Here is a 20,776-nt window from a genome sequence, read left to right on the forward strand (position 1 = left end):
TTTAGACCTCTTTAATCGTTACTAGATGCTGTACACGATTAACCATTCCTGCAATCTGAGGGGTTAACTCTTTAGTGACAGTTTTATTGATTTTACCCAAGCCAAGAGCTTTCATTGTCTGCTTTTGTCTTTCCGGCCGATCAATAATACTTTTTATTTGAGTGATTTCTACACTTGCCATTTTTACCCGTTAAATACACGTTGTAAACTAATTCCACGTTGCTGAGCAACTACTAATGGATCACGCATTTTAGACAAGGCGTCAAAAGTAGCTTTAACCACGTTGTGTGGATTAGAAGAGCCTTTAGACTTAGCTAATACATCTTTAATTCCAGCACTTTCAAACACTGCACGCATCGCACCACCTGCAATTACACCGGTACCGGCGGCAGCTGGCTTGATCAATACAAATCCACCAGAGAACTTACCTTCCATTGGATGAGGAACAGTATGCTTGAATAAAGGAACACGTACCAAGTTCTTTTTAGCATCATCGATTCCCTTTGCAATAGCATCGGTTACTTCATTTGCTTTACCTAATCCGTAGCCAACAACACCGTTACCATCACCTACTACTACGATGGCAGAGAAACTAAATCTTCTACCACCTTTAACTACTTTGGCTACGCGATTGATCGCTACTACGCGCTCCTTGAGTTCAATCTCGCTAGCTTTGATGCTTCTGATATTTAATTTAGACATGTTCTTAGAATTTAAGACCCGCTTCACGAGCCCCTTCTGCTAATGATTTAACTCGTCCATGGTAAAGATAACCACCTCTATCGAAAACAACTTCAGTGATGCCTTTTTCCAAAGCCTTTGCTGCAATATCACGTCCTACGGAAGTAGAGGCATCACTCTTGTTTGAAGAGGCTCCTCCTTCAATAGTAGCAGATGAAGAACTTGCTAATGTAACACCTTGCACATCATCAATCAGCTGAGCATAAATAAATTTATTGCTTCTGAATACAGACAGACGTGGACGTTGAGCCGTTCCAGATACCTTATTACGGATACTGCGACGGATTCTCAATCTTCTTTTTGCTTTATCGAATGCCATTTTCTTACTTATTTAGAAGCAGTTTTACCAGCTTTTCTTCTAACAACTTCACCAACGAAGCGAATACCTTTACCTTTGTAAGGCTCAACTTTACGCAGTGATCTGATCTTAGCGGCTACTTGACCTATCAACTGCTTATCAATACCCTCAAGAGTGATCACTGGAGCTTTACCTTTTTCAGTTACGGCAACAGCAGAAATTTCTGGAGGTAATGAAACGAAGATATTGTGTGAGTAACCTAGAGCTAGTTCTAAATTCTGTCCTTGAGTAGTGGCTTTGAAACCAACACCAACTAATTCAAGAGACAATTTATAACCAGTACTCACACCAACAACCATGTTATTTATCAGTGAACGATACAAACCATGAAGAGCTTTATGTCTCTTCTGCTCTGTAGGACGTGTTACTGTAAGAACACCATCTTCAACCGCCACAATGATATCTGTATCAACTTGAGAAGTAAGGGTGCCTTTTGGTCCTTTCACTGTTACCAGATTATCCTGGCCTACCAACACCTCTACACCTTGTGGGAGTGTGATGGGTAGTTTTCCTATCCGTGACATTTCTTCTTAATTAATACACATAACATAATACTTCACCACCAACGTTAAGGCCTTTCGCCTCTTTATCAGTGATAACACCCTTGGAGGTTGAAAGAATGGCTACACCATATCCATTCAACACTCTTGGCATCTCATCAAGATGCACATATTTACGGAGCCCCGGCTTACTGACTCTTTCAAGTTTCACGATAGCAGATTGCTTGGTAGCTGGATCATACTTCAAGGCGATTTTGATGGTGCCTTGAACTGAACTATCATCGAACTTGTAACTCTGAATATAACCTTTCTCGTAAAGAACCTTAGTTAATTCTTTCTTTATTTTGCTAGCCGGAATTTCAACTACACGGTGATGTGCCTTGATGGCATTCCGTAGTCTAGTTAAATAATCTGCTATCGGATCTGAATGCATTAGACTATAATTTTAGATTCCGCTCTTTTTAAGGAGCCGCAAAGATACTAATTTTTCCCTAACTATAAATAATGGTAGGAGTAATATTTACCAACTAGCCTTCGTTACTCCAGGAATCTTGCCAGCTGAAGCCATTTCTCTGAAAGTCACACGAGAGATCCCAAACTTTCTCATGTAACCTCTTGGTCTTCCTGTCAATTTACATCTGTTATGTAAACGTACTGGAGAGGCATCTTTAGGCAATTTGTCTAGAGCTTCATAATCGCCAGCAGCTTTTAGTTGAGCTCTTTTAGCTGCATATTTAGCAACCATCTTTTGTCTTTTGAGCTCTCTTGCTTTTGCTGATTCTTTAGCCATGTTTTTATTTCTTTAAGTTTGCAAAAGGTAACCCAAAAGCTTTCAATAACTCAAGACTTTCCTCGTCTGTTGTAGCTGTGGTTACAAAAGTGATGTCCATACCAGCAATTGCTTTGATTTTATCAATGCTGATCTCAGGGAATATGATCTGCTCTTTTACACCTAAGGTATAGTTGCCACGACCATCAAAACCCTTATCGTTAATTCCTTTGAAGTCACGTACGCGAGGAAGTGCAACAGTAACTAGACGATCTAAGAATTCATACATTCTTTCACCACGTAAAGTAACTCTTGCGCCAATTGGCATTCCTTCTCTCAACTTGAAGTTAGAGATAGAGTTTTTAGCTTTAGTCTGAACAGCCTTTTGACCAGCAATGATTGTGAGTTCGTCTACTCCTATGTCCACCAGTTTCTTATCAGCAACAGCATTACCAATACCTCTGTTAATGCTGATCTTGGTAATCTTTGGCACTTGCATTATGCTCTTGTACTGAAACTTTTCTTTCAGAGCAGGCACAATCTCTTTTGTATACTTGTCTTTTAGTCTAGCAGCCATGTTAGATTAAGTTTCCAGATTTTTTGGAATAACGTTGTAGCTTACCATCGTTGTTAAGCTTCTTACCTGTTCTAGTAGGTGCATTGGTTGAAGGCTCAACAAGCATAACATTACTAGCATGGATAGGAGCTTCTTGCTTAACAATACCTCCATTAGGATTCTTAGCGGTTGGCTTCTGATGTTTTGAAACCAAATTCAATCCCTCTACAACTACTTTTTGTTTATCTGTGATAACTGAGGTAATAACACCTGTTTTACCTTTATCATCACCAGTGATCACTTTCACAGTGTCACCTTTCTTTACATGAAGTTTATTTCTTGACATCTTGATCTCTAATTATAATACCTCAGGAGCCAGAGAAACAATTTTCATAAATTGTCTTTCACGTAATTCACGGGCAACTGGACCAAAAATACGTGTGCCACGAGGCTCATCGTTGTTGTTTAATAATACAGCAGCATTATCATCGAAACGGATATAAGATCCATCCTTACGACGAACCTCTTTTTTAGTGCGAACAATTACAGCTTTGGTAACAGTTCCTTTTTTTACGTTTCCTGAAGAAAGAGCAGATTTTACGGTAACAACAATTTTATCACCCACAGAGGCATATTTTTTTCCTGTACCACCCAATACTCGGATGCACAGAACCTCTTTTGCTCCGCTGTTATCAGCAACAGTAAGTCTTGATTCTTGTTGTATCATCTTATTTAGCTCTTTCTACAATTTCAACTAAGCGCCAGCATTTATTTTTACTCAAAGGCCTGGTTTCCATGATGCGCACAGTATCTCCAATACCGCACTCATTATTTTCATCATGTGCCATGAACTTTTTGGACTTGGAAACAAATTTCCCATAAATAGGGTGTTTTACTTTGCTTTCCACAATAACAGTGATGGATTTATCCATCTTGTTACTTACCACACGTCCAGTTTTTTCTTTTCTTAGATTTCTAGTCTCCATGGTTGTGCAATTTAGCCATTGAGCTCTAAAGAACGCAGTTGCGTCTCTAGTCTGGCGATGGTCTTTCTTGTATGCTTAATTCTGATTGGGTTCTCAAGAGGCGAAATAGCATGAGCAAACTTTAAGTTCTGCAAGTTATTTCTCTCAGCGATAAGTTGCTCTTTCACTTCATTGAGTGAAAGAGCTTTAATTTCAGATTGTTTCATGACTATTTCTCAACGTAATCTCTACGTACTACAAATTTAGTTCTAACTGGGAGCTTTTGAGCAGCCAGTCGTAAAGACTCTTGAGCTACTTCTAAAGATACTCCATCAGACTCAAACATAATAGTACCAGGTTTAACCACTGCTACCCAGTATTCAGGAGATCCTTTACCTTTACCCATCCGTACCTCAGCAGGTTTTTTTGTGATAGGCTTATCAGGGAAAATACGAATCCAAACTTGGCCTTCACGTTTCATGGCACGAGTCATAGCGATACGGGCAGCTTCAATCTGCCGACTTGTGATCCAAGAGGCTTCTAATGATTTAATAGCGAAAGATCCGAAGGAGATTGTGCTTCCTCTATGTGCAAGACCATGTACACGGCCTTTCTGCATCTTTCTATATTTGGTCCTTTTTGGTTGTAACATTTCTAATTATCCTAAAAGTTGAACAACTACTTGCGCTTAGCACCGCGCTTTTGGTTGGCATCAGCAGGACGCTTGCGGCCGTCACGACGGTCGCCACGCTCACCACCTCTTTCACCTCTCTCATTACGAGGGGCAGCAGATGATCCACCACTTTGTTGGCCAGCATTAGGAGACAAGTCACGTTTACCAAAAACTTCTCCTTTGAAGATCCACACCTTAATACCTAATTTACCATATACAGTCTGAGCTTCTGATAAAGCATAATCAATATCAGCTCTAAGTGTATGTAAAGGGGTACGGCCTTCTTTATAGTGTTCTGTACGGGCCATTTCAGCGCCACCTAAACGGCCTGAAACTTGTATTTTTATACCTTCTGCACCAACTCTGATAGCTGAAGCAATTGCTTGTTTCATAGCTCTTCTGAAAGAGATACGAGCCTGTAACTGCTGAGCTACTGACTCACCAACTAATTTAGCATCAAGTTCTGGACGCTTAATTTCAAAGATGTTGATCTGAACATCTTTGCTGGTGATTTTCTTTAATTCCTCTTTAATCTTATCAACCTCTTGTCCACCTTTACCAATTACAACACCTGGACGGGCAGTATTGATAGTAATTGTGATTCTTTTTAAGGTTCTTTCGATTATGATTTTAGAGATACCTCCCTTTGGTATACGTGCAAGGATGTATTTACGAATCTTCTCATCTTCGATGAGTTTGTCAGCGAAATCTTTTCCTCCGAACCAATTAGAGTCCCAGCCTTTAACAATACCAAGTCTTAGGCCTACTGGATTTACTTTTTGTCCCATTTTAACTATTTGGCTTCGTTAGAGGTAGATGTTTCAACTGAATCCACTTTTGAATCAATCACAAGTGTAACATGGTTAGATCTTTTTCTGATTCTGTGACCACGGCCCTGTGGAGCAGGACGCAGGCGCTTCAGCATCTTTCCTTCATCTACTCTAATCTCTTTGATATATAGATTAGCATCTTCAATGCGAGCATCTTCATTTGCTGCCTGCCAATTTGATAAAGCAGATAAAAGAAGTTTCTCCAATTTAGGAGCGCCGGCATTCGCTTCAAATTTTAATAAACCTAATGCGCGGGTAACACTTTTACCACGAATCAAGTTCGCTACCAATCTCATCTTACGAGGTGAGCTTGGTACATTTTTTAATTTAGCAACCGCTTCCATTATCTTTTACCTTTATCTTTCTTAGCAATGTGGCCTCTAAAGTTCCTTGTTGGAGCAAATTCGCCTAGTTTATGGCCTACCATATTTTCAGTCACATATACAGGAATGAATTTATTCCCATTATGTACAGCGAAAGTATGACCAACAAAATCAGGAGAAATCATGGAGCGACGTGACCATGTTTTAATCACTGATTTTTTTCCAGACTCATCCATTGTCTGCACTTTTCTGTCGAGCCTGTAGTCAATATAAGGCCCTTTCTTTAATGATCTTGCCATTAGTTATTTTTTCCTTCTATTAACAATCAGGTTCTCAGAATATTTATTTTTGTTTCTGGTCTTTTGACCTTTTGCGTAAAGACCTTTACGTGATCTCGGGTGACCTCCTGAAGATTTACCTTCACCACCACCCATTGGGTGATCAACAGGGTTCATTGCCACACCTCTTACTCTTGGTCTGATACCCATCCATCTGCTACGTCCAGCTTTACCCAGCTTAACGTTCATATGATCAGCATTAGAAACTGTACCAACAGTAGCCATACAGTTTACTAATATCATTCTCATCTCACCAGAAGGTAATTTTAGAGTAGCATACCGTCCTTCACGGGCAACAAGCTGAGCATAAGAACCTGCACTTCTGGCAAGCACCGCACCCTGACCTGGAGCCAGTTCAATATTATGAATGATCGTACCTAAAGGAATATCAGAAAGAGGCAATGCATTACCTACTTCCGGCGCTACTCCTGGACCTGATACAACTGTTGCATCTACAGCCAAGCCTGCTGGTGCAATGATATAAGCTTTCTCTCCATCCGCATAGTACAGCAGGGCTATTCTCGCTGTTCTGTTAGGATCGTATTCAATTGCTTTTACTGTTGCAGGCACACCGTATTTATCTCTTTTGAAATCAATAATACGGAATCTCTTTTTATGACCGCCACCAATGTAGCGCATGGTCATTCTTCCTGCATTGTTGCGTCCACCAGATTTTTTCTTGGATGCCAACAAAGATTTTTCAGGCTCAGTCTTCGTTATTTCAGTGAAGGCTGGCGCTATTCTAAATCTTTGACCTGGTGTTGTTGGTCTTAGTTTTTTTAATGCCATTATGCTTTAACTTAAATACCGCTATAGAAATCGATTACTTCACCAGCTTTCAAGGTTACAATCGCCTTCTTAGAGGATGCTGTACGTCCAGTAACAACACCAGATTTGGTGTTGCGTGACTTAACTTTTCCTTGAGTTCTCATTGTAGAAATCTTTTCTACAGTAACTCCATAACGTGATTGAATCGCTTTTTTGATTTCAATCTTATTGGCTTTTCTATCAACCTCAAAAGCATATTTCCCTGCTTCATTCAAAGCTGTAAGCTTTTCGGTCAATAATGGTCTTTTCAGGATACTCATTATTTCTTAGCGTAAATTTCCTCAAAAACAGAAAGAGACTCTTCTAAACAAACTACTTTATCAGCATTCAAAAGATCATAAGTTGTTAACGCTCCAGGGGTAGCCACCTTCACTTTAGGGAGGTTTCTGCTTGATAGGATAACGTTCTTATCAATCTCTTTTGTAATGATCAAAGTTTTTCTTGCCCCTACTTTCAGACTTTGTAAAATAGCAGCGAAGGTCTTTGTTTTTGGAGTATCAATGGTTATGTTATCAACAAGAACCAGACGCTCATCTTTTGCTAAAGTTGAAAGAGCAGACATTCTTGCCACCTCTTTCAACTTCTTATTCAATTTGAAGCTATAGTTTCTCGGTCTTGGTCCAAATACGCGACCACCTCCAACAAAAACTGGAGCTTTTAAAGAACCAGCTCTTGCGCCACCAGTTCCCTTTTGACGCTTAATTTTTTTAGTTGAACCAGCTACCTCATTCCGCTCTTTCGCTTTGTGAGTACCTTGACGTTGATTAGCCAAATATTGCTTCACATCAAGATACATTGCATGTTCATTTGGCTCAACACCGAACACAGACTCTGGAAGGTTTACTTTCCTTCCAGTATCTTCTCCTTTAATATTGAAAACTGATAGCTCCATCTTATTTCTCAACTACAATAAATGAATTTTTAGCACCAGGGATAGAACCGCTTACAACTAGTACATTCTGGTCTGCCATTACGCGTAATACACGCAGGTTTTGCACCTTAACACGCGCACCACCCATTCTACCAGCCATGCGCATTCCTTTGAATACACGTGATGGCCAAGAGCAAGCACCAATTGAACCCGGGTGACGTGCTCTATTGTGCTGACCGTGGGTTTGCCCACCAACACCACCAAAGTTGTAGCGTTTCACTACCCCTTGAAAGCCTTTACCTTTCGAAGTTCCAACTACATCCACAAATTCACCTTCTTCGAACAGGTTAACATTCACTTCATCTCCCAGTGAGAAGGAAGCTGCATCATCCAACTTAAACTCTACTAATTTCTTCTTAGCAGTAGTATTTGCTTTGGCAAAGTGACCAGCAAGCGCCTTGCTTACTCTTTTCACTTTTTTCTCTCCGTACCCAAGCTGGACAGCTGTATAGCCATCTGTTTCTTGCGTCTTAACCTGAGTTACTACGCATGGACCTGCTTGAATCAAAGTACAGGCCACGCTCTTCCCTTCAGGAGTGAAGAGGCTTGTCATTCCGATTTTCTTACCGATAATTCCAGGCATTCTACTTTTTATTTAAACATTTAATACTAGACCCTACATAGGGTTCATTTAGGGAGTGCAAAGTTCTATATTTAATTCTTAATTTACAAGCTTAGCTAAATTATTTGTTTTCAGCTACTAATGATTTTCTTTATCTCCTATTCCATTCTAGATCATTAGTCATACCCACTAGTCTTTTTATGCTATTTCCTTTAGTAATCTTATTCTGCTAATTTATTAACCAGCCTTTTCAGTATTCCTACTCGTTTTTTGTTACTCAAAAGAAAGCTTGTGCTTCACGCATAAAAAAAGGAGAGGTCTCCCTCTCCTTTTTTTTAAATACTTGTTTATCAAACTTTGATTTCAACATCAACTCCGCTAGGTAGTTCTAACTTCATTAACGCATCTACAGTTTTAGAAGAAGTAGAATAAATATCTACTAATCTTTTGTAGGTACAAAGCTGGAATTGCTCTCTTGCTTTCTTGTTCACGTGTGGTGAACGAAGAACAGTAAAGATATCTTTTTCAGTTGGCAAAGGAATGGGACCACTTACGATCGCACCAGTCGCTTTTACCGCTTTCACGATTTTCTCTGAAGATTTATCTACCAGATTGTGATCGTAAGATTTCAGTTTGATTCTGATCTTTTGATTCATTCTATTTCAACTATTTCGCTGTTCCTTTAATTTTTGCCACAATGCCATCTGCCAAGTTCTGAGGTACTTGCTCATAATGTGAGAAAGTAAGAGAAGCCGTTGCTCTACCAGAGGTGATGGTACGTAGGTCTGTCACATATCCGAATAACTCTGAAAGAGGAACATCTGCCTTCACTACTGTGGAAGTACCTTTTGTATCCATACCTTTCATGATACCTCTTCTTCTGTTCAAGTCGCCTGTAACTGGACCAGTATATTCATCTGGTGTAACTACGTCTACTGCCATAATTGGCTCAAGAAGCTTTGGAGCACATTGTTTACCTGCTTCTTTGAAACCTTGACGAGCGGCCAATTCAAATGAAAGCGAATCTGAGTCAACATCGTGGAAAGAACCGTGGAATAACCGAACTTTCATTGAGTCAACAGGGAAGCCTGCCAAAATACCATTCTTCATGGCCTCTTCAAATCCTTTCTGAATTGCAGGAATGAATTCTTTAGGAATCACACCACCTACAATAGCATTCTCGAATAGAAGACCTTGCTTATCGTCATCACGTGGACCTATGTTGAACACGATGTCGGCAAACTTACCACGACCACCCGACTGCTTCTTGTACACTTCTCTGTGCTCAATTGTCTTCGTGATTGTCTCTTTGTAAGCTACCTGTGGTGCGCCTTGGTTCAACTCTACTTTGAACTCACGCTTCATCCGGTCAATGATAATCTCCAAGTGAAGTTCACCCATTCCTCTTAAGATAGTCTGACCAGTTTCTTCATCAGTGTTAACTTGCAGAGTTGGATCTTCTTCCACCAGTTTCGCGATTGCCATACCCATCTTATCAGAGTCAGCCTGCGTTTTAGGCTCAATGGCATATCCGATTACTGGCTCTGGGAACTCCATTGATTCCAGCACAATTTTCGCGCTTTGGTCGCAAAGAGTATCGCCTGTTTTGATGTCTTTGAAACCTACAACCGCAGCAATGTCACCAGCTTCCAATCTTTCGATTTGGTTCTGCTTGTTGGCATGCATTTGGAAGATTCTAGAGATCCGCTCTTTGTTGTTAGACCGTGTGTTGAACACGTAAGAACCAGATTCTAAAACGCCTGAATACGCACGAACGAAGCAAAGTCTACCCACATAAGGGTCAGTTGCAATTTTAAAAGCTAGACCAGCAAAAGGATCATTTGCAGATGGCTTTCTTGCTACTTCTTCCCCAGTATCTGGGTTTGTACCAATGATGCTTTCTTTATCAACTGGTGAAGGAAGCAATGCCATCACGTAGTCAAGCATTGTCTGCACCCCTTTGTTTTTGAATGAAGATCCGCAAAGCATTGGCACAATAGCCATATCAATAGTTGCGGCTCTAAGAGCAGCCAGAATTTCATCTTCAGTAATTGAATTAGGATCTTCGAAGTATTTTTCCATCAAAGACTCATCGTATTCAGCTACTGCCTCAAGAAGCTTCTCTCTGTACTCCTCAGCTTCCTCCAGCATGTCATCTGGAATAGGAACTTCAGTAAAGGTCATCCCTTTATCTGACTCATTCCAGATGATTCCTCTGAAGTTAACTAAGTCAACTACCCCTTTGAAGTTATCTTCAGCACCTATTGGCAACTGCAAAGCCACAGCATTGCTGCCCAGCATTTCCTTCACTTGCTTACATACAGCTAGGAAGTCAGCACCTGAACGGTCCATTTTATTAACGAAACCGATACGAGCTACTTTATAGTTATCCGCAAGTCTCCAGTTAGTCTCTGATTGTGGTTCAACACCATCAACTGCGCTAAACAAGAATACAAGTCCATCTAATACACGTAAGGAACGGTTTACTTCTACTGTGAAGTCAACGTGACCTGGTGTATCAATGATATTGATATGGTATGGTTCGTTTCTATAGTTCCAGTTTACCGTCACCGCAGCAGAAGTGATAGTGATTCCACGCTCCTGCTCCTGCTCCATCCAGTCTGTGGTAGCACCACCTTCGTGAACTTCGCCTAGTTTATGTGATTTCCCGGTATAATAAAGAATACGCTCAGTAGTAGTGGTTTTACCAGCATCAATATGTGCTGCAATACCAATATTTCTGGTATATTTTAAGTCTCTAGCCATTATTAAAATCTAAAATGTGAGAATGCCTTGTTGGCTTCAGCCATTCTGTGAGTATCATCTTTTTTCTTCACAGCTGCACCTTCTCCTTTGGCTGCGGCAATGATCTCACCAGCCAACTTATCCATCATGGTTTTCTCACCTCTCTTACGAGCATAAGAAATCATCCATTTGATTCCTAGAGAGATCTTTCTGTCAGGACGAACTTCAGTAGGTACCTGAAAAGTAGCTCCACCTACACGGCGGCTTTTTACCTCTACACCTGGCATGATATTGTTCAATGCTTTTTTCCAGGTTTCTAACCCATTTTCTTTAGTTCTTTTCTCAACTAAATCACAAGCATCGTAAAAAATCTTGTATGCCAAACTCTTCTTACCGTCTACCATTAGGTAGTTTACAAACCGTGTAACTAGAGTTTCTTTGTATTTTGGATCAGGAAGAAGAATTCTCTTCTTTGGTTTCGCTTTTCTCATTGTCTTTACTCAATTATTTTTTCTTACCGCCTTTACCTGCAGCTGCTGCTGGTTGACCTGGTTTTGGACGTTTTGCTCCGTATTTAGAACGGGATTGCAGACGACCGTTTACACCAGCTGTATCCAAAGCACCACGGATGATGTGGTATCTTACACCTGGTAAGTCTTTCACACGACCACCTCTAATCAACACGATAGAGTGCTCCTGTAAATTGTGACCTTCACCTGGAATATAGGCATTGACTTCTTTACCGTTTGTTAAACGCACACGAGCCACTTTACGCATTGCGGAGTTAGGCTTCTTAGGTGTGGTTGTGTAAACGCGGGTACATACTCCACGTCTTTGTGGGCATGAGTCAAGTGCAGGAGACTTTGACTTTGATGTTAGCGCTTCTCTTCCCTTTCTTACTAATTGTTGTATAGTAGGCATTTACTAACTTTTTAAATAGATTCTTCTCTTCAAAAAATGGTTTGCAAAGGTATATAATTCGCTTTGCAAATTCAAAGTTTTAATTCATTAATTCTTAACGGCTTATGCTTCACCGATAGTTCCACCGAAATTCAGAGGAAAGCTTGGGGCTTCCGGCGTCTGCTTTATCACCCCAAAACTTTGCTCATACTTCAAGATGTTTTCCTCCAGAGCAGCCAAAAAACGCTTGGCATGCTCTGGAGTAATTACAACTCTTGACTTTACCTTAGCCTTAGGTATACCGGGCATAAGGCGGATAAAATCAATCACAAATTCACTATGGGAGTGTGCAATCATAGCAAGGTTTGCATATTCACCTTCTGCAATCTCCTCTGTCAATTCAATGTTGATTTGACCTTGTTGCTCTGTAGCAGCCATCTTATTTCTCTTGCAGTTCGCTTTGTCTTGCTTTCACTCCTGCTTGTTTGCTCGCTGAAAGAGCTTCATACTCTTCTTTTGAACCAACAATGATTTTAGAGTATTCACGCAAGCCTGTTCCTGCTGGAATTAAGTGACCTACAATCACATTCTCCTTCAAGCCTAACAATTCGTCAGCCTTACCTTTGATGGCAGCCTCGCTTAATACCTTAGTCGTTTCCTGGAAGGAAGCGGCTGAGATAAAGCTTTGCGTACCCAATGAGGCTTGAGTAATACCTTGTAAGGTTGGTCTTGATACCGCCGGCTGCGCATCACGTACAGTCACTAGTCGAAGGTCACGGCGCTTCAAGCTCGAATTTTCATCCCGCAGACGACGAGCTGTTACAATCATACCAGGTTTCATGGCAGTTGAGTCACCTGCATCTTCCACTACTTTCATGTCAATGATCATGTCATTTTCCTCCATGAAGGTAACTTTATCAACCGTCTGGTTCTCCAGGAAGCTGGTATCACCGGGGTCAATTACATTCACTTTCTGCATCATCTGACGAACCACAACTTCAATGTGTTTATCATTGATCTTTACCCCTTGCAAGCGATATACTTCCTGAATCTCATTCACTAAGTATTCTTGCACGGCGCCAGGTCCTTGGATGTTCAGGATGTCATTAGGCGTGATGGCTCCATCTGACAATGGAACACCTGCCCGGACAAAGTCATTGTCCTGTACCAAGATGTGCTTAGAGAGAGGCACCATGTACTTCTTCTTCACACCATCTTTAGATTCAATGTATATCTCACGGTTACCGCGTTTTACGCCACCGTAAGTCACTACACCATCAATCTCACTCACTACAGCTGGGTTTGATGGATTACGGGCTTCAAAAAGCTCTGTAACACGTGGCAAACCACCTGTAATATCACGAGTTTTACCTATAGCACGAGGAATTTTAGAGATAATCTGACCCGCTTTGATTCTTTGTCCATCTTCTACTGCCAAGTGAGCTCCTACTGGTATGTTGTAGGTTTTAGGCTCTCCATTTACAGGATTGATAACAATGGCAGGGTTTTTAGTTTTATCCTTCGTTTCGATGATCACTTTCTCACGGTGACCAGTTTGCTCATCAGATTCTTCACGGAATGTAATTCCTTCCACGATAGACTCATAGGCAATAGTACCATCAAATTCTGAAAGGATAACTGCGTTATATGGATCCCAGTTACACATTTCATCACCTTTGGCAACAGTGTCTCCCTCATTCACTAGCAAGAATGAACCATAAGGCACGTGGTTACTAATCAATAGCTTGCCTGTAACAGGTTCAACTATTTTCACCTCACCAGAGCGTCCCATCACTACTTTAACCGGTTCACCTTCTGCATTGGTCGTTTCAATGGTACGAACATCTTCGAACTCAATTACCCCTGCAAACTTGGCTCTGATAGCTGCATCTACCGCAATATTGGACGCAGTACCACCCACGTGGAAAGTACGTAGTGTTAACTGAGTACCAGGCTCACCAATTGATTGTGCCGCGATAACACCAACAGCTTCACCTTTTTGCACCATACGCCCTGTAGACAGGTTACGTCCGTAGCATTTGGCACAGATTCCACGCTTGGTTTCGCAAGTCAATACTGAGCGAATCTCCACACTTTCAATAGCAGTATTCTCAATGATACGGGCTACTTCCTCAGTGATTTCATTTCCTGATTCATGGATTAGTTCTCCGGTGATCGGATCAATGATATCATGCACGTTTACACGACCCAAAATACGCTCAGATAAGGATTCAACGATATCCTCATTGTCTTTCAATGCGCTCACTTCCAGACCACGTAATGTACCGCAGTCTTCTTCGTTCACAATTACATCCTGAGAAACGTCTACCAGACGGCGTGTCAGATAACCCGCATCGGCTGTTTTCAAGGCTGTATCTGCCAGACCTTTACGGGCACCGTGGGTAGAGATGAAGTACTCAATTACATCCAAACCTTCTTTGAAGTTGGAGAGAATTGGGTTTTCGATGATCTCCCCTACTGAACCTTGTAATGACTTCTGCGGCTTCGCCATCAGACCTCTCATACCACCTAACTGACGAATCTGCTCTCTTGAACCACGGGCTCCTGAGTGCATCATCATGAAGATAGAGTTAAAGCCCTGATCGTCTTTTTCCAGACGGTTCATCAAGGTTTCAGTGATCTGGTTGTTAATACGTGTCCAGATATCAATTACCTGGTTGTAACGCTCATTATCTGTGATAAGACCCATTGAGTAGTTAGCCCATACAGCGTCTACATCTTTTTGAGCCTGCTCAACCAATATGTCCTTTTCTTTCGGGATCACGATATCACCTAAGCCCATGGACAATCCTCCTTTATAGGCTGATTGGAAACCAAGGGTTTTGATATCATCCAAGAACTGAGCAGTTCTTGCCATGCCTGTTACTTTGAACACGCGTGAAATGATCTGCTGCAATTTCTTTTTAGAAAGAAGTTCGTCTACATAACCCACTTCTTCTGGCACAAACTGGTTGAATAAAACTCTACCAGCAACGGTATCAATGAGCTTTGTTACCAGTTGTCCATTTTCATCAAGTACTTTCGCTCTTACTTTGATGAAGGCATGTTTAGATAGACGCCCTTCATTAATAGCAATGATTACCTCTTCTGCGCTATAGAAAGACATCCCTTCTCCAGCGATTTTCTCATTTTCAGTTGAGCGCTTTCCTTTGGTCACGTAGTACAAGCCCAACACCATGTCCTGAGAAGGTACTGCAATGGGCGCACCGTTAGCAGGGTTCAGGATATTGTGTGAAGCCAACATCAACATAGAGGCTTCCAAAATAGCAGCCGGTCCAAGAGGAACGTGTACCGCCATCTGGTCACCGTCAAAGTCGGCGTTGAAGGCCGTGGTTACCAATGGGTGAAGCTGGATCGCTTTACCTTCAATCAGCTTTGGCTGGAAGGCCTGGATACCTAATCGGTGAAGCGTAGGAGCACGGTTCAGCAGTACTGGGTGTCCCTTCAATACGTTTTCCAGAATATCCCAAACCACCGGGTCTTTGCGGTCTACGATTTTCTTCGCAGACTTCACCGTTTTCACAATACCGCGCTCAATAAGCTTACGGATGATGAACGGCTTGAAAAGCTCAGCGGCCATGTTCTTAGGCAAACCACACTCGTGCAGTTTCAACTCTGGACCTACCACAATAACCGAACGACCAGAGTAGTCAACACGCTTACCAAGCAAGTTCTGACGGAAACGTCCTTGCTTACCCTTCAGCATGTCAGAAAGTGACTTCAGAGCCCGGTTACCTTCTGCACGAACAGCATTCACTTTCCGTGAGTTGTCGAACAGGGAATCTACCGCTTCCTGCAACATCCGCTTCTCGTTCCGCAGGATTACCTCTGGAGCTTTGATTTCTATCAGACGCTTCAGACGGTTATTACGGATGATAACGCGGCGGTATAAGTCGTTCAAGTCAGATGTAGCGAAACGACCACCATCTAATGGAACTAACGGACGCAATTCTGGTGGAATCACCGGTACCATGCGGATTACCATCCACTCTGGCTTGTTCTCAATTCTAGTGGCGGCATCACGGAATGCTTCCACTACCCGCAGACGCTTCAAAGCTTCCGCTTTCCGCTGCTGAGAAGTCTCATGGGCAGCAGAATAACGCAGGTCGTAAGAAAGGTCATCTAGGTTGATGCGCTCCAGTAACATCTGTAGCGCCTCGGCTCCCATCTTCGCGATGAACTTGTTTGGATCATGGTTGTCCAACATCTGGTTCTCACGTGGCAGCTTGTCAATCATGTCCAGGTACTCATCTTCGGTGAGGAAGTCCAGCATGTTCACGCCGTCTTCACCTAAGATACCTGGCTGGATTACTACGTACCGCTCATAATAGATAATCTGGTCAAGCTTCTTTGTTGGTAAGCCTAACAGATAACCAATTTTGTTTGGGAGTGATTTGAAGTACCAGATATGGGCTACCGGTACCACTAATTCAATATGTCCCATGCGCTCACGGCGCACTTTCTTCTCAGTTACTTCAACGCCGCAGCGGTCACAGATAATCCCTTTGTAACGGATTCTCTTGTATTTACCGCAGTGGCACTCCCAGTCCTTCACTGGCCCGAAAATCCGCTCGCAGAACAAACCGCCCATCTCAGGCTTGTAAGTTCTGTAGTTAATGGTTTCCGGCTTGGTTACCTCACCATTAGATCTCTCCAGAATTGATTCTGGGGAAGCTAAGCTGATGGTAACTTTAGAGAAGTCCTGGATTAATTTCTTATTTCTTGCTAACGCCATGCTATGTGTTGCTAGATATGTAAAATTCCTATTTACTAAGCAGCTCTTCTAACGCGTAAGAGGGAGACCCCAGAAAAGGCGTTTAGCGGCCCTTTTTCTGAAATCTCCTCCAAAACAGCTTTTTAGTCCAGCGTAATTTCCAAGGCTAAGCCTCTGAGCTCGTGGATTAACACGTTGAATGATTCTGGGATATTCGGTTTCGGCAATACGTCTCCTTTTACAATGGCTTCGTATGCTTTCGCGCGACCAATCACATCATCAGACTTCACGGTCAAGATCTCTTGTAGCACGTTAGCGGCACCAAAAGCCTCCAACGCCCACACCTCCATCTCACCAAAACGCTGACCACCAAACTGGGCTTTACCACCCAATGGTTGCTGCGTGATCAATGAGTATGGTCCAATGGAACGGGCGTGCATCTTATCGTCAACCAAGTGACCCAGTTTCAGCATGTAGATAACACCTACAGTGACAGGTTGATCAAAACGGTCTCCGCTCAAGCCATCATACAGGTAGGTACGTCCAAAACGAGGCACCCCAGCTTCCGCCAGTTCTGCCGAAACTTGCTCTTCAGAAGCACCGTCGAAAATTGGAGTAGCGTATTTACGACCCAATTTCAAACCTGCCCATCCTAATACAGTTTCATAGATCTGCCCGATGTTCATCCTTGATGGTACCCCAAGAGGGTTTAGCACGATGTCCATTGGCGTTCCGTCTTCTAAGAACGGCATGTCCTCTTCCCGCACAATTCTGGCTACAACTCCCTTGTTACCGTGACGACCCGCCATTTTATCACCTACTTTCAGCTTACGCTTCTTCGCGATGTATACTTTGGCCAGCTGCACAATACCTGCAGGAAGCTCATCCCCAACTTCTAACGTGAATCTGTCACGTTTGAAGCGAGCAGAGATCATGTTGCGGCGTTTGGTGTAGTTCTTCACCAACTCCAGTAACATTTTATTAGTCTGCTCATCGGAGGTCCAGCCTTCCAGAATAAGGTCTTTGAACATGTTCACCTCCTCCGGAACAGCATAGTTGCTTTCATCCTTGTAAGGGTTCTTGTCTGGGAAAAGAGCATCAGTGATGTTCTTTTTACCAAACTTGGCACCTTTCGATAAGATTTCATCTCCAAAGCGATGACGTACTCCTTGGCTAGTTTTACCTTCCAACAACTCTACCAGCTTCTCAATCATCACGTTTTTAACCGCTTTGAGTTCGCTGTTGTACTTTGTCTTCAGGTCTTCTACCTCTTTCTTAGCCTTAGCACGGAGGTTCTTATCTTTCTTAGGACGAGAGAATAACTTTGTCTCAATTACCACACCATTCAATGATGGCGGTGCCTTGAGGGAAGCATCCTTCACATCACCGGCTTTGTCACCGAAGATGGCACGGAGCAGTTTTTCTTCCGGCGTTGGATCTGTCTCTCCTTTCGGAGTGATTTTTCCAATCAGAATATCACCTTCTCTAACTTCAGCACCAATACGAATGATACCATTCTCATCTAAGTTCCGAACCGCTTCTTCGCTTACGTTCGGGATTTCAGAGGTTAATTCCTCTTCCCCTCTTTTCGTCTCACGAACTTCCAGTTCAAACTCTTCAATGTGAATAGAGGTAAACACGTCATCTCTCACTACACGCTCAGAGATCACAATCGCATCCTCAAAGTTATATCCCTGCCAAGGCATGAATGCCACTTGTAGGTTTCTACCTAATGCTAGTTCACCTTGATTGGTAGCATAACCTTCGCATAAAGCCTGCCCTTTGGTTACCCGCTCATTCTTCTTAACCAAAGGAGTAAGGTTGATGCAGGTATCTTGGTTCGTGCGGCGGAACTTAATCAAGTCATAGGTCACATACTCTGCATCAAAGCTAACCAGCTTCTCTTCTTCAGAGAGATCATAACGAATGATGATTTTATCTGCATCTACGAAATGTACGTACCCATCTCCTTCTGCTCTAACTAAAGCCCTAGAGTCAAGTGCAGCTCTGAGTTCCAGACCTGTCCCAACAATTGGAGCTTGTGGCTTCAGTAACGGTACTGCCTGACGCTGCATGTTAGATCCCATCAAGGCGCGGTTCGCATCATCATGCTCCAGAAACGGAATTAATGAAGCCGCTACAGACACAATCTGATTAGGAGCAACGTCCATATACGTGTAACGCTCTGGCTCTACTACTGGGAAGTCACCTTCAAAACGACCTTTAACTTTATCATTGACAAAGTTGCCGTTTTCATCTATAACTGCGTTAGCCTGCGCGATATGGTGAGTATCTTCCTCCTCTGCAGTCAAGTACTTCACACCTGAGGTGATATCTACCTTACCTTCCACCACATTGCGATACGGTGTTTCAATAAAGCCCATGCTGTTCACGCGTGCATGCACACATAGCGAAGATATCAGACCAATGTTTGGTCCTTCAGGAGTCTCAATGGTACAAAGACGTCCATAGTGGGTATAGTGTACGTCACGTACCTCAAAACCTGCACGCTCCCGAGACAGACCTCCTGGCCCCAGAGCAGAAACACGACGCTTGTGTGTTATCTCTGCCAATGGGTTGGTTTGGTCCATGAACTGAGACAGCTGGTTCGTTCCGAAGAAGGAGTTGATCACCGAAGAAAGAGTACGTGCGTTGATCAAATCAACGGGTTTAAATTCTTCGTTATCGCGCACGTTCATACGCTCTTTGATGGTTCTAGCCATACGGGCTAAGCCTACACCAAATTGAGCATACAACTGTTCACCCACTGTTCTAACACGGCGGTTACTTAAGTGGTCAATATCATCAACAACAGCTCTTGAGTTGATCAAGCCAATCAAGTACTTCACAATAAGAACAATGTCTTCATTGGTCAATACTTTAGCTTCCCAGTTCTTATCAAGACCTAATTTCTTATTGATTCTATAACGCCCAACATCACCCAAGTCATAGCGCTTATCACTGAAGAAAAGCTTTTGGATGATATCACGAGCGGTTTCTTCATCAGGAGCCTCTGTATTTCTCAGTTGACGATAGATCTGTTCTACCGCTTCTTTCTCTGAGTTGGAGTTGTCCTTCTGTAAGGTATTATATATGATGTTGTAGTCAGCGATGTTAACATTCTCACGGTGTAGGATGATTGATTTAACACCTGAGTCAATGATTACGTCTAAATCATCTTCCGTTACTTCAGAATCACGCTCTAATAGAACTTCATTTCTATCAATAGATACTACTTCACCAGTATCTTCGTCAACGAAGTCTTCAGTCCATGTCCGCAGAACCCTTGCAGCAAGCTTTCTTCCCACTACACCCTTCAATGTTTTTTTGTCTGCTTTTACTTCTTCAGACAATCCAAAGAGGTCTAAGATATCCTTATCTGTACCATAACCGATAGCACGGAGCAATGTAGTAACAGGGAATTTCTTTTTCCGATCGATGTACGCGTACATTACGTTGTTAACGTCAGTAGCGAATTCAATCCATGAACCTTTGAACGGAATAATTCTGGCAGAATATAGTTTTGTCCCGTTGGTATGCTTACTTTGGGCAAAGAAAACACCTGGGGAGCGGTGCAACTGTGAAACAATGACACGCTCTGCGCCGTTGATCACAAAAGAACCTTTCTCCGTCATGTACGGGATGTTTCCTAAGAATACCTCCTGCTCAATTGTCTCAAAATCCTCATTATCTGTATCATTACAAATAAGACGAAGTTTCGCTTTCAAAGGAACGGAGTAAGTTAAGCCACGATCAATACACTCATCTACAGAGTATTTTGGTGGATCAACGTGATAATCTACGAATTCCAGTACGAAATTCTCTCTTGAATCAGAGATCGGAAAGTTTTCAGCAAATACTTTGAAAAGACCTTCTTCCGTCCGGTTCTCGGCAGCGGTTTCCAACTGGAAAAAGTCTTGAAAAGATTGGAGCTGTACATCCAAAAAGTCAGGATAATCAATCACTGACTTGATAGACGCAAAATTAATCCGCTCTGTGGTTTTACTTGTTGCCAAAGTTGT

Annotated in this window: 26 protein-coding genes; all 26 read right to left on the reverse strand. The window is 42.4% G+C overall.

All coding sequences use genetic code 11. The features are described from left to right. Nucleotide 1: 1 nt before the first annotated feature. The 26 genes from rpmD to rpoB all read right to left on the reverse strand — a co-directional run bounded on the left by rpmD (nucleotide 2) and on the right by rpoB (nucleotide 20,770). The gene (rpmD, locus tag EFA69_RS01215) at nucleotides 2-181 is read right to left on the reverse strand and encodes a 50S ribosomal protein L30 (protein ID WP_123131265.1); all 180 of its coding nucleotides are present in this window, start codon (nucleotides 179-181) and stop codon (nucleotides 2-4) included. 2 nt (nucleotides 182-183) lie between these two features. After that, nucleotides 184-702, reverse strand: a complete 519-nt coding sequence (gene rpsE, locus EFA69_RS01220) for a 30S ribosomal protein S5 (protein WP_123131266.1) — start codon at nucleotides 700-702, stop codon at nucleotides 184-186. Between the two features lie 4 nt (nucleotides 703-706). After that, entirely contained in the window at nucleotides 707-1,060 is a 354-nt protein-coding gene (rplR, locus tag EFA69_RS01225) for a 50S ribosomal protein L18 (RefSeq protein WP_123131267.1), read from the reverse strand. Between the two features lie 8 nt (nucleotides 1,061-1,068). Continuing rightward, on the reverse strand, nucleotides 1,069-1,623 hold the full coding sequence (gene rplF, locus EFA69_RS01230; RefSeq protein WP_123131268.1) for a 50S ribosomal protein L6: 555 nt from the start codon (nucleotides 1,621-1,623) through the stop codon (nucleotides 1,069-1,071). Nucleotides 1,624-1,633: 10 nt separating this feature from the next. Then, nucleotides 1,634-2,032 carry a 30S ribosomal protein S8 gene (rpsH, locus tag EFA69_RS01235; RefSeq protein ID WP_123131269.1) on the reverse strand — a complete coding sequence of 133 codons (399 nt, stop codon included), beginning with the start codon at nucleotides 2,030-2,032 and terminating at the stop codon, nucleotides 1,634-1,636. An 87-nt stretch (nucleotides 2,033-2,119) separates the two neighbouring features. Next, nucleotides 2,120-2,389, reverse strand: coding sequence for a 30S ribosomal protein S14 (gene rpsN / locus EFA69_RS01240; protein ID WP_062543991.1), 270 nt, complete (start codon nucleotides 2,387-2,389; stop codon nucleotides 2,120-2,122). Nucleotides 2,390-2,393: 4 nt separating this feature from the next. Further along, nucleotides 2,394-2,945, reverse strand: coding sequence for a 50S ribosomal protein L5 (gene rplE / locus EFA69_RS01245; protein ID WP_123131270.1), 552 nt, complete (start codon nucleotides 2,943-2,945; stop codon nucleotides 2,394-2,396). Between the two features lies 1 nt (nucleotide 2,946). Then, complete coding sequence (gene rplX / locus EFA69_RS01250; protein ID WP_123131271.1) at nucleotides 2,947-3,270, reverse strand: 50S ribosomal protein L24; 324 nt, start codon at nucleotides 3,268-3,270, stop codon at nucleotides 2,947-2,949. A 12-nt stretch (nucleotides 3,271-3,282) separates the two neighbouring features. Then, nucleotides 3,283-3,651: a 50S ribosomal protein L14 gene (rplN, locus tag EFA69_RS01255; RefSeq protein WP_048919309.1), complete on the reverse strand. Its 369-nt coding sequence runs from the start codon at nucleotides 3,649-3,651 to the stop codon at nucleotides 3,283-3,285. A 1-nt stretch (nucleotide 3,652) separates the two neighbouring features. Continuing rightward, the gene (rpsQ, locus tag EFA69_RS01260) at nucleotides 3,653-3,910 is read right to left on the reverse strand and encodes a 30S ribosomal protein S17 (protein WP_123131272.1); all 258 of its coding nucleotides are present in this window, start codon (nucleotides 3,908-3,910) and stop codon (nucleotides 3,653-3,655) included. Nucleotides 3,911-3,921: 11 nt separating this feature from the next. Then, entirely contained in the window at nucleotides 3,922-4,116 is a 195-nt protein-coding gene (rpmC, locus tag EFA69_RS01265; RefSeq protein WP_123131273.1) for a 50S ribosomal protein L29, read from the reverse strand. Between the two features lie 2 nt (nucleotides 4,117-4,118). Continuing rightward, nucleotides 4,119-4,541 (reverse strand): 50S ribosomal protein L16, encoded by a 423-nt coding sequence (gene rplP, locus EFA69_RS01270; protein ID WP_066617994.1) that lies wholly within the window; start codon nucleotides 4,539-4,541, stop codon nucleotides 4,119-4,121. A 26-nt stretch (nucleotides 4,542-4,567) separates the two neighbouring features. Then, a complete protein-coding gene (gene rpsC, locus EFA69_RS01275; RefSeq protein WP_123131274.1) occupies nucleotides 4,568-5,350 on the reverse strand; it encodes a 30S ribosomal protein S3 in 783 nt (260 codons plus the stop codon). A gap of 5 nt (nucleotides 5,351-5,355) precedes the next feature. Further along, entirely contained in the window at nucleotides 5,356-5,736 is a 381-nt protein-coding gene (gene rplV, locus EFA69_RS01280; protein WP_123131275.1) for a 50S ribosomal protein L22, read from the reverse strand. After that, the gene (rpsS, locus tag EFA69_RS01285; RefSeq protein WP_123131276.1) at nucleotides 5,736-6,014 is read right to left on the reverse strand and encodes a 30S ribosomal protein S19; all 279 of its coding nucleotides are present in this window, start codon (nucleotides 6,012-6,014) and stop codon (nucleotides 5,736-5,738) included. Before rpsS ends, rplV begins: the two co-directional genes overlap by 1 nt. Before the next feature lie 3 nt (nucleotides 6,015-6,017). Further along, a complete protein-coding gene (gene rplB, locus EFA69_RS01290; protein ID WP_123131277.1) occupies nucleotides 6,018-6,842 on the reverse strand; it encodes a 50S ribosomal protein L2 in 825 nt (274 codons plus the stop codon). 11 nt (nucleotides 6,843-6,853) lie between these two features. Further along, complete coding sequence (gene rplW, locus EFA69_RS01295) at nucleotides 6,854-7,141, reverse strand: 50S ribosomal protein L23 (protein WP_123131278.1); 288 nt, start codon at nucleotides 7,139-7,141, stop codon at nucleotides 6,854-6,856. Then, a complete protein-coding gene (gene rplD, locus EFA69_RS01300) occupies nucleotides 7,141-7,773 on the reverse strand; it encodes a 50S ribosomal protein L4 (RefSeq protein ID WP_123131279.1) in 633 nt (210 codons plus the stop codon). The genes rplW and rplD overlap by 1 nt, the downstream gene beginning before the upstream one ends. A gap of 1 nt (nucleotide 7,774) precedes the next feature. Continuing rightward, nucleotides 7,775-8,395, reverse strand: a complete 621-nt coding sequence (gene rplC / locus EFA69_RS01305) for a 50S ribosomal protein L3 (protein ID WP_123131280.1) — start codon at nucleotides 8,393-8,395, stop codon at nucleotides 7,775-7,777. Nucleotides 8,396-8,724: 329 nt separating this feature from the next. Beyond that, entirely contained in the window at nucleotides 8,725-9,030 is a 306-nt protein-coding gene (rpsJ, locus tag EFA69_RS01310) for a 30S ribosomal protein S10 (RefSeq protein ID WP_048919298.1), read from the reverse strand. A gap of 10 nt (nucleotides 9,031-9,040) precedes the next feature. Next, a complete protein-coding gene (gene fusA, locus EFA69_RS01315; protein ID WP_123131281.1) occupies nucleotides 9,041-11,140 on the reverse strand; it encodes an elongation factor G in 2,100 nt (699 codons plus the stop codon). A 2-nt stretch (nucleotides 11,141-11,142) separates the two neighbouring features. Beyond that, a complete protein-coding gene (gene rpsG / locus EFA69_RS01320; RefSeq protein ID WP_123131282.1) occupies nucleotides 11,143-11,610 on the reverse strand; it encodes a 30S ribosomal protein S7 in 468 nt (155 codons plus the stop codon). A gap of 13 nt (nucleotides 11,611-11,623) precedes the next feature. Beyond that, nucleotides 11,624-12,040, reverse strand: coding sequence for a 30S ribosomal protein S12 (rpsL, locus tag EFA69_RS01325; protein WP_048919295.1), 417 nt, complete (start codon nucleotides 12,038-12,040; stop codon nucleotides 11,624-11,626). 102 nt (nucleotides 12,041-12,142) lie between these two features. Beyond that, entirely contained in the window at nucleotides 12,143-12,457 is a 315-nt protein-coding gene (locus tag EFA69_RS01330) for a DUF3467 domain-containing protein (protein WP_123131283.1), read from the reverse strand. Between the two features lies 1 nt (nucleotide 12,458). After that, a complete protein-coding gene (gene rpoC, locus EFA69_RS01335) occupies nucleotides 12,459-16,775 on the reverse strand; it encodes a DNA-directed RNA polymerase subunit beta' (RefSeq protein ID WP_123131284.1) in 4,317 nt (1,438 codons plus the stop codon). A 122-nt stretch (nucleotides 16,776-16,897) separates the two neighbouring features. Continuing rightward, a complete protein-coding gene (gene rpoB, locus EFA69_RS01340) occupies nucleotides 16,898-20,770 on the reverse strand; it encodes a DNA-directed RNA polymerase subunit beta (protein ID WP_123131285.1) in 3,873 nt (1,290 codons plus the stop codon). Between the last annotated feature and the right edge of the window lie 6 nt (nucleotides 20,771-20,776).

The organism is Rufibacter immobilis, assembly GCF_003721565.1.
Lineage (GTDB): Bacteria > Bacteroidota > Bacteroidia > Cytophagales > Hymenobacteraceae > Nibribacter > Nibribacter immobilis.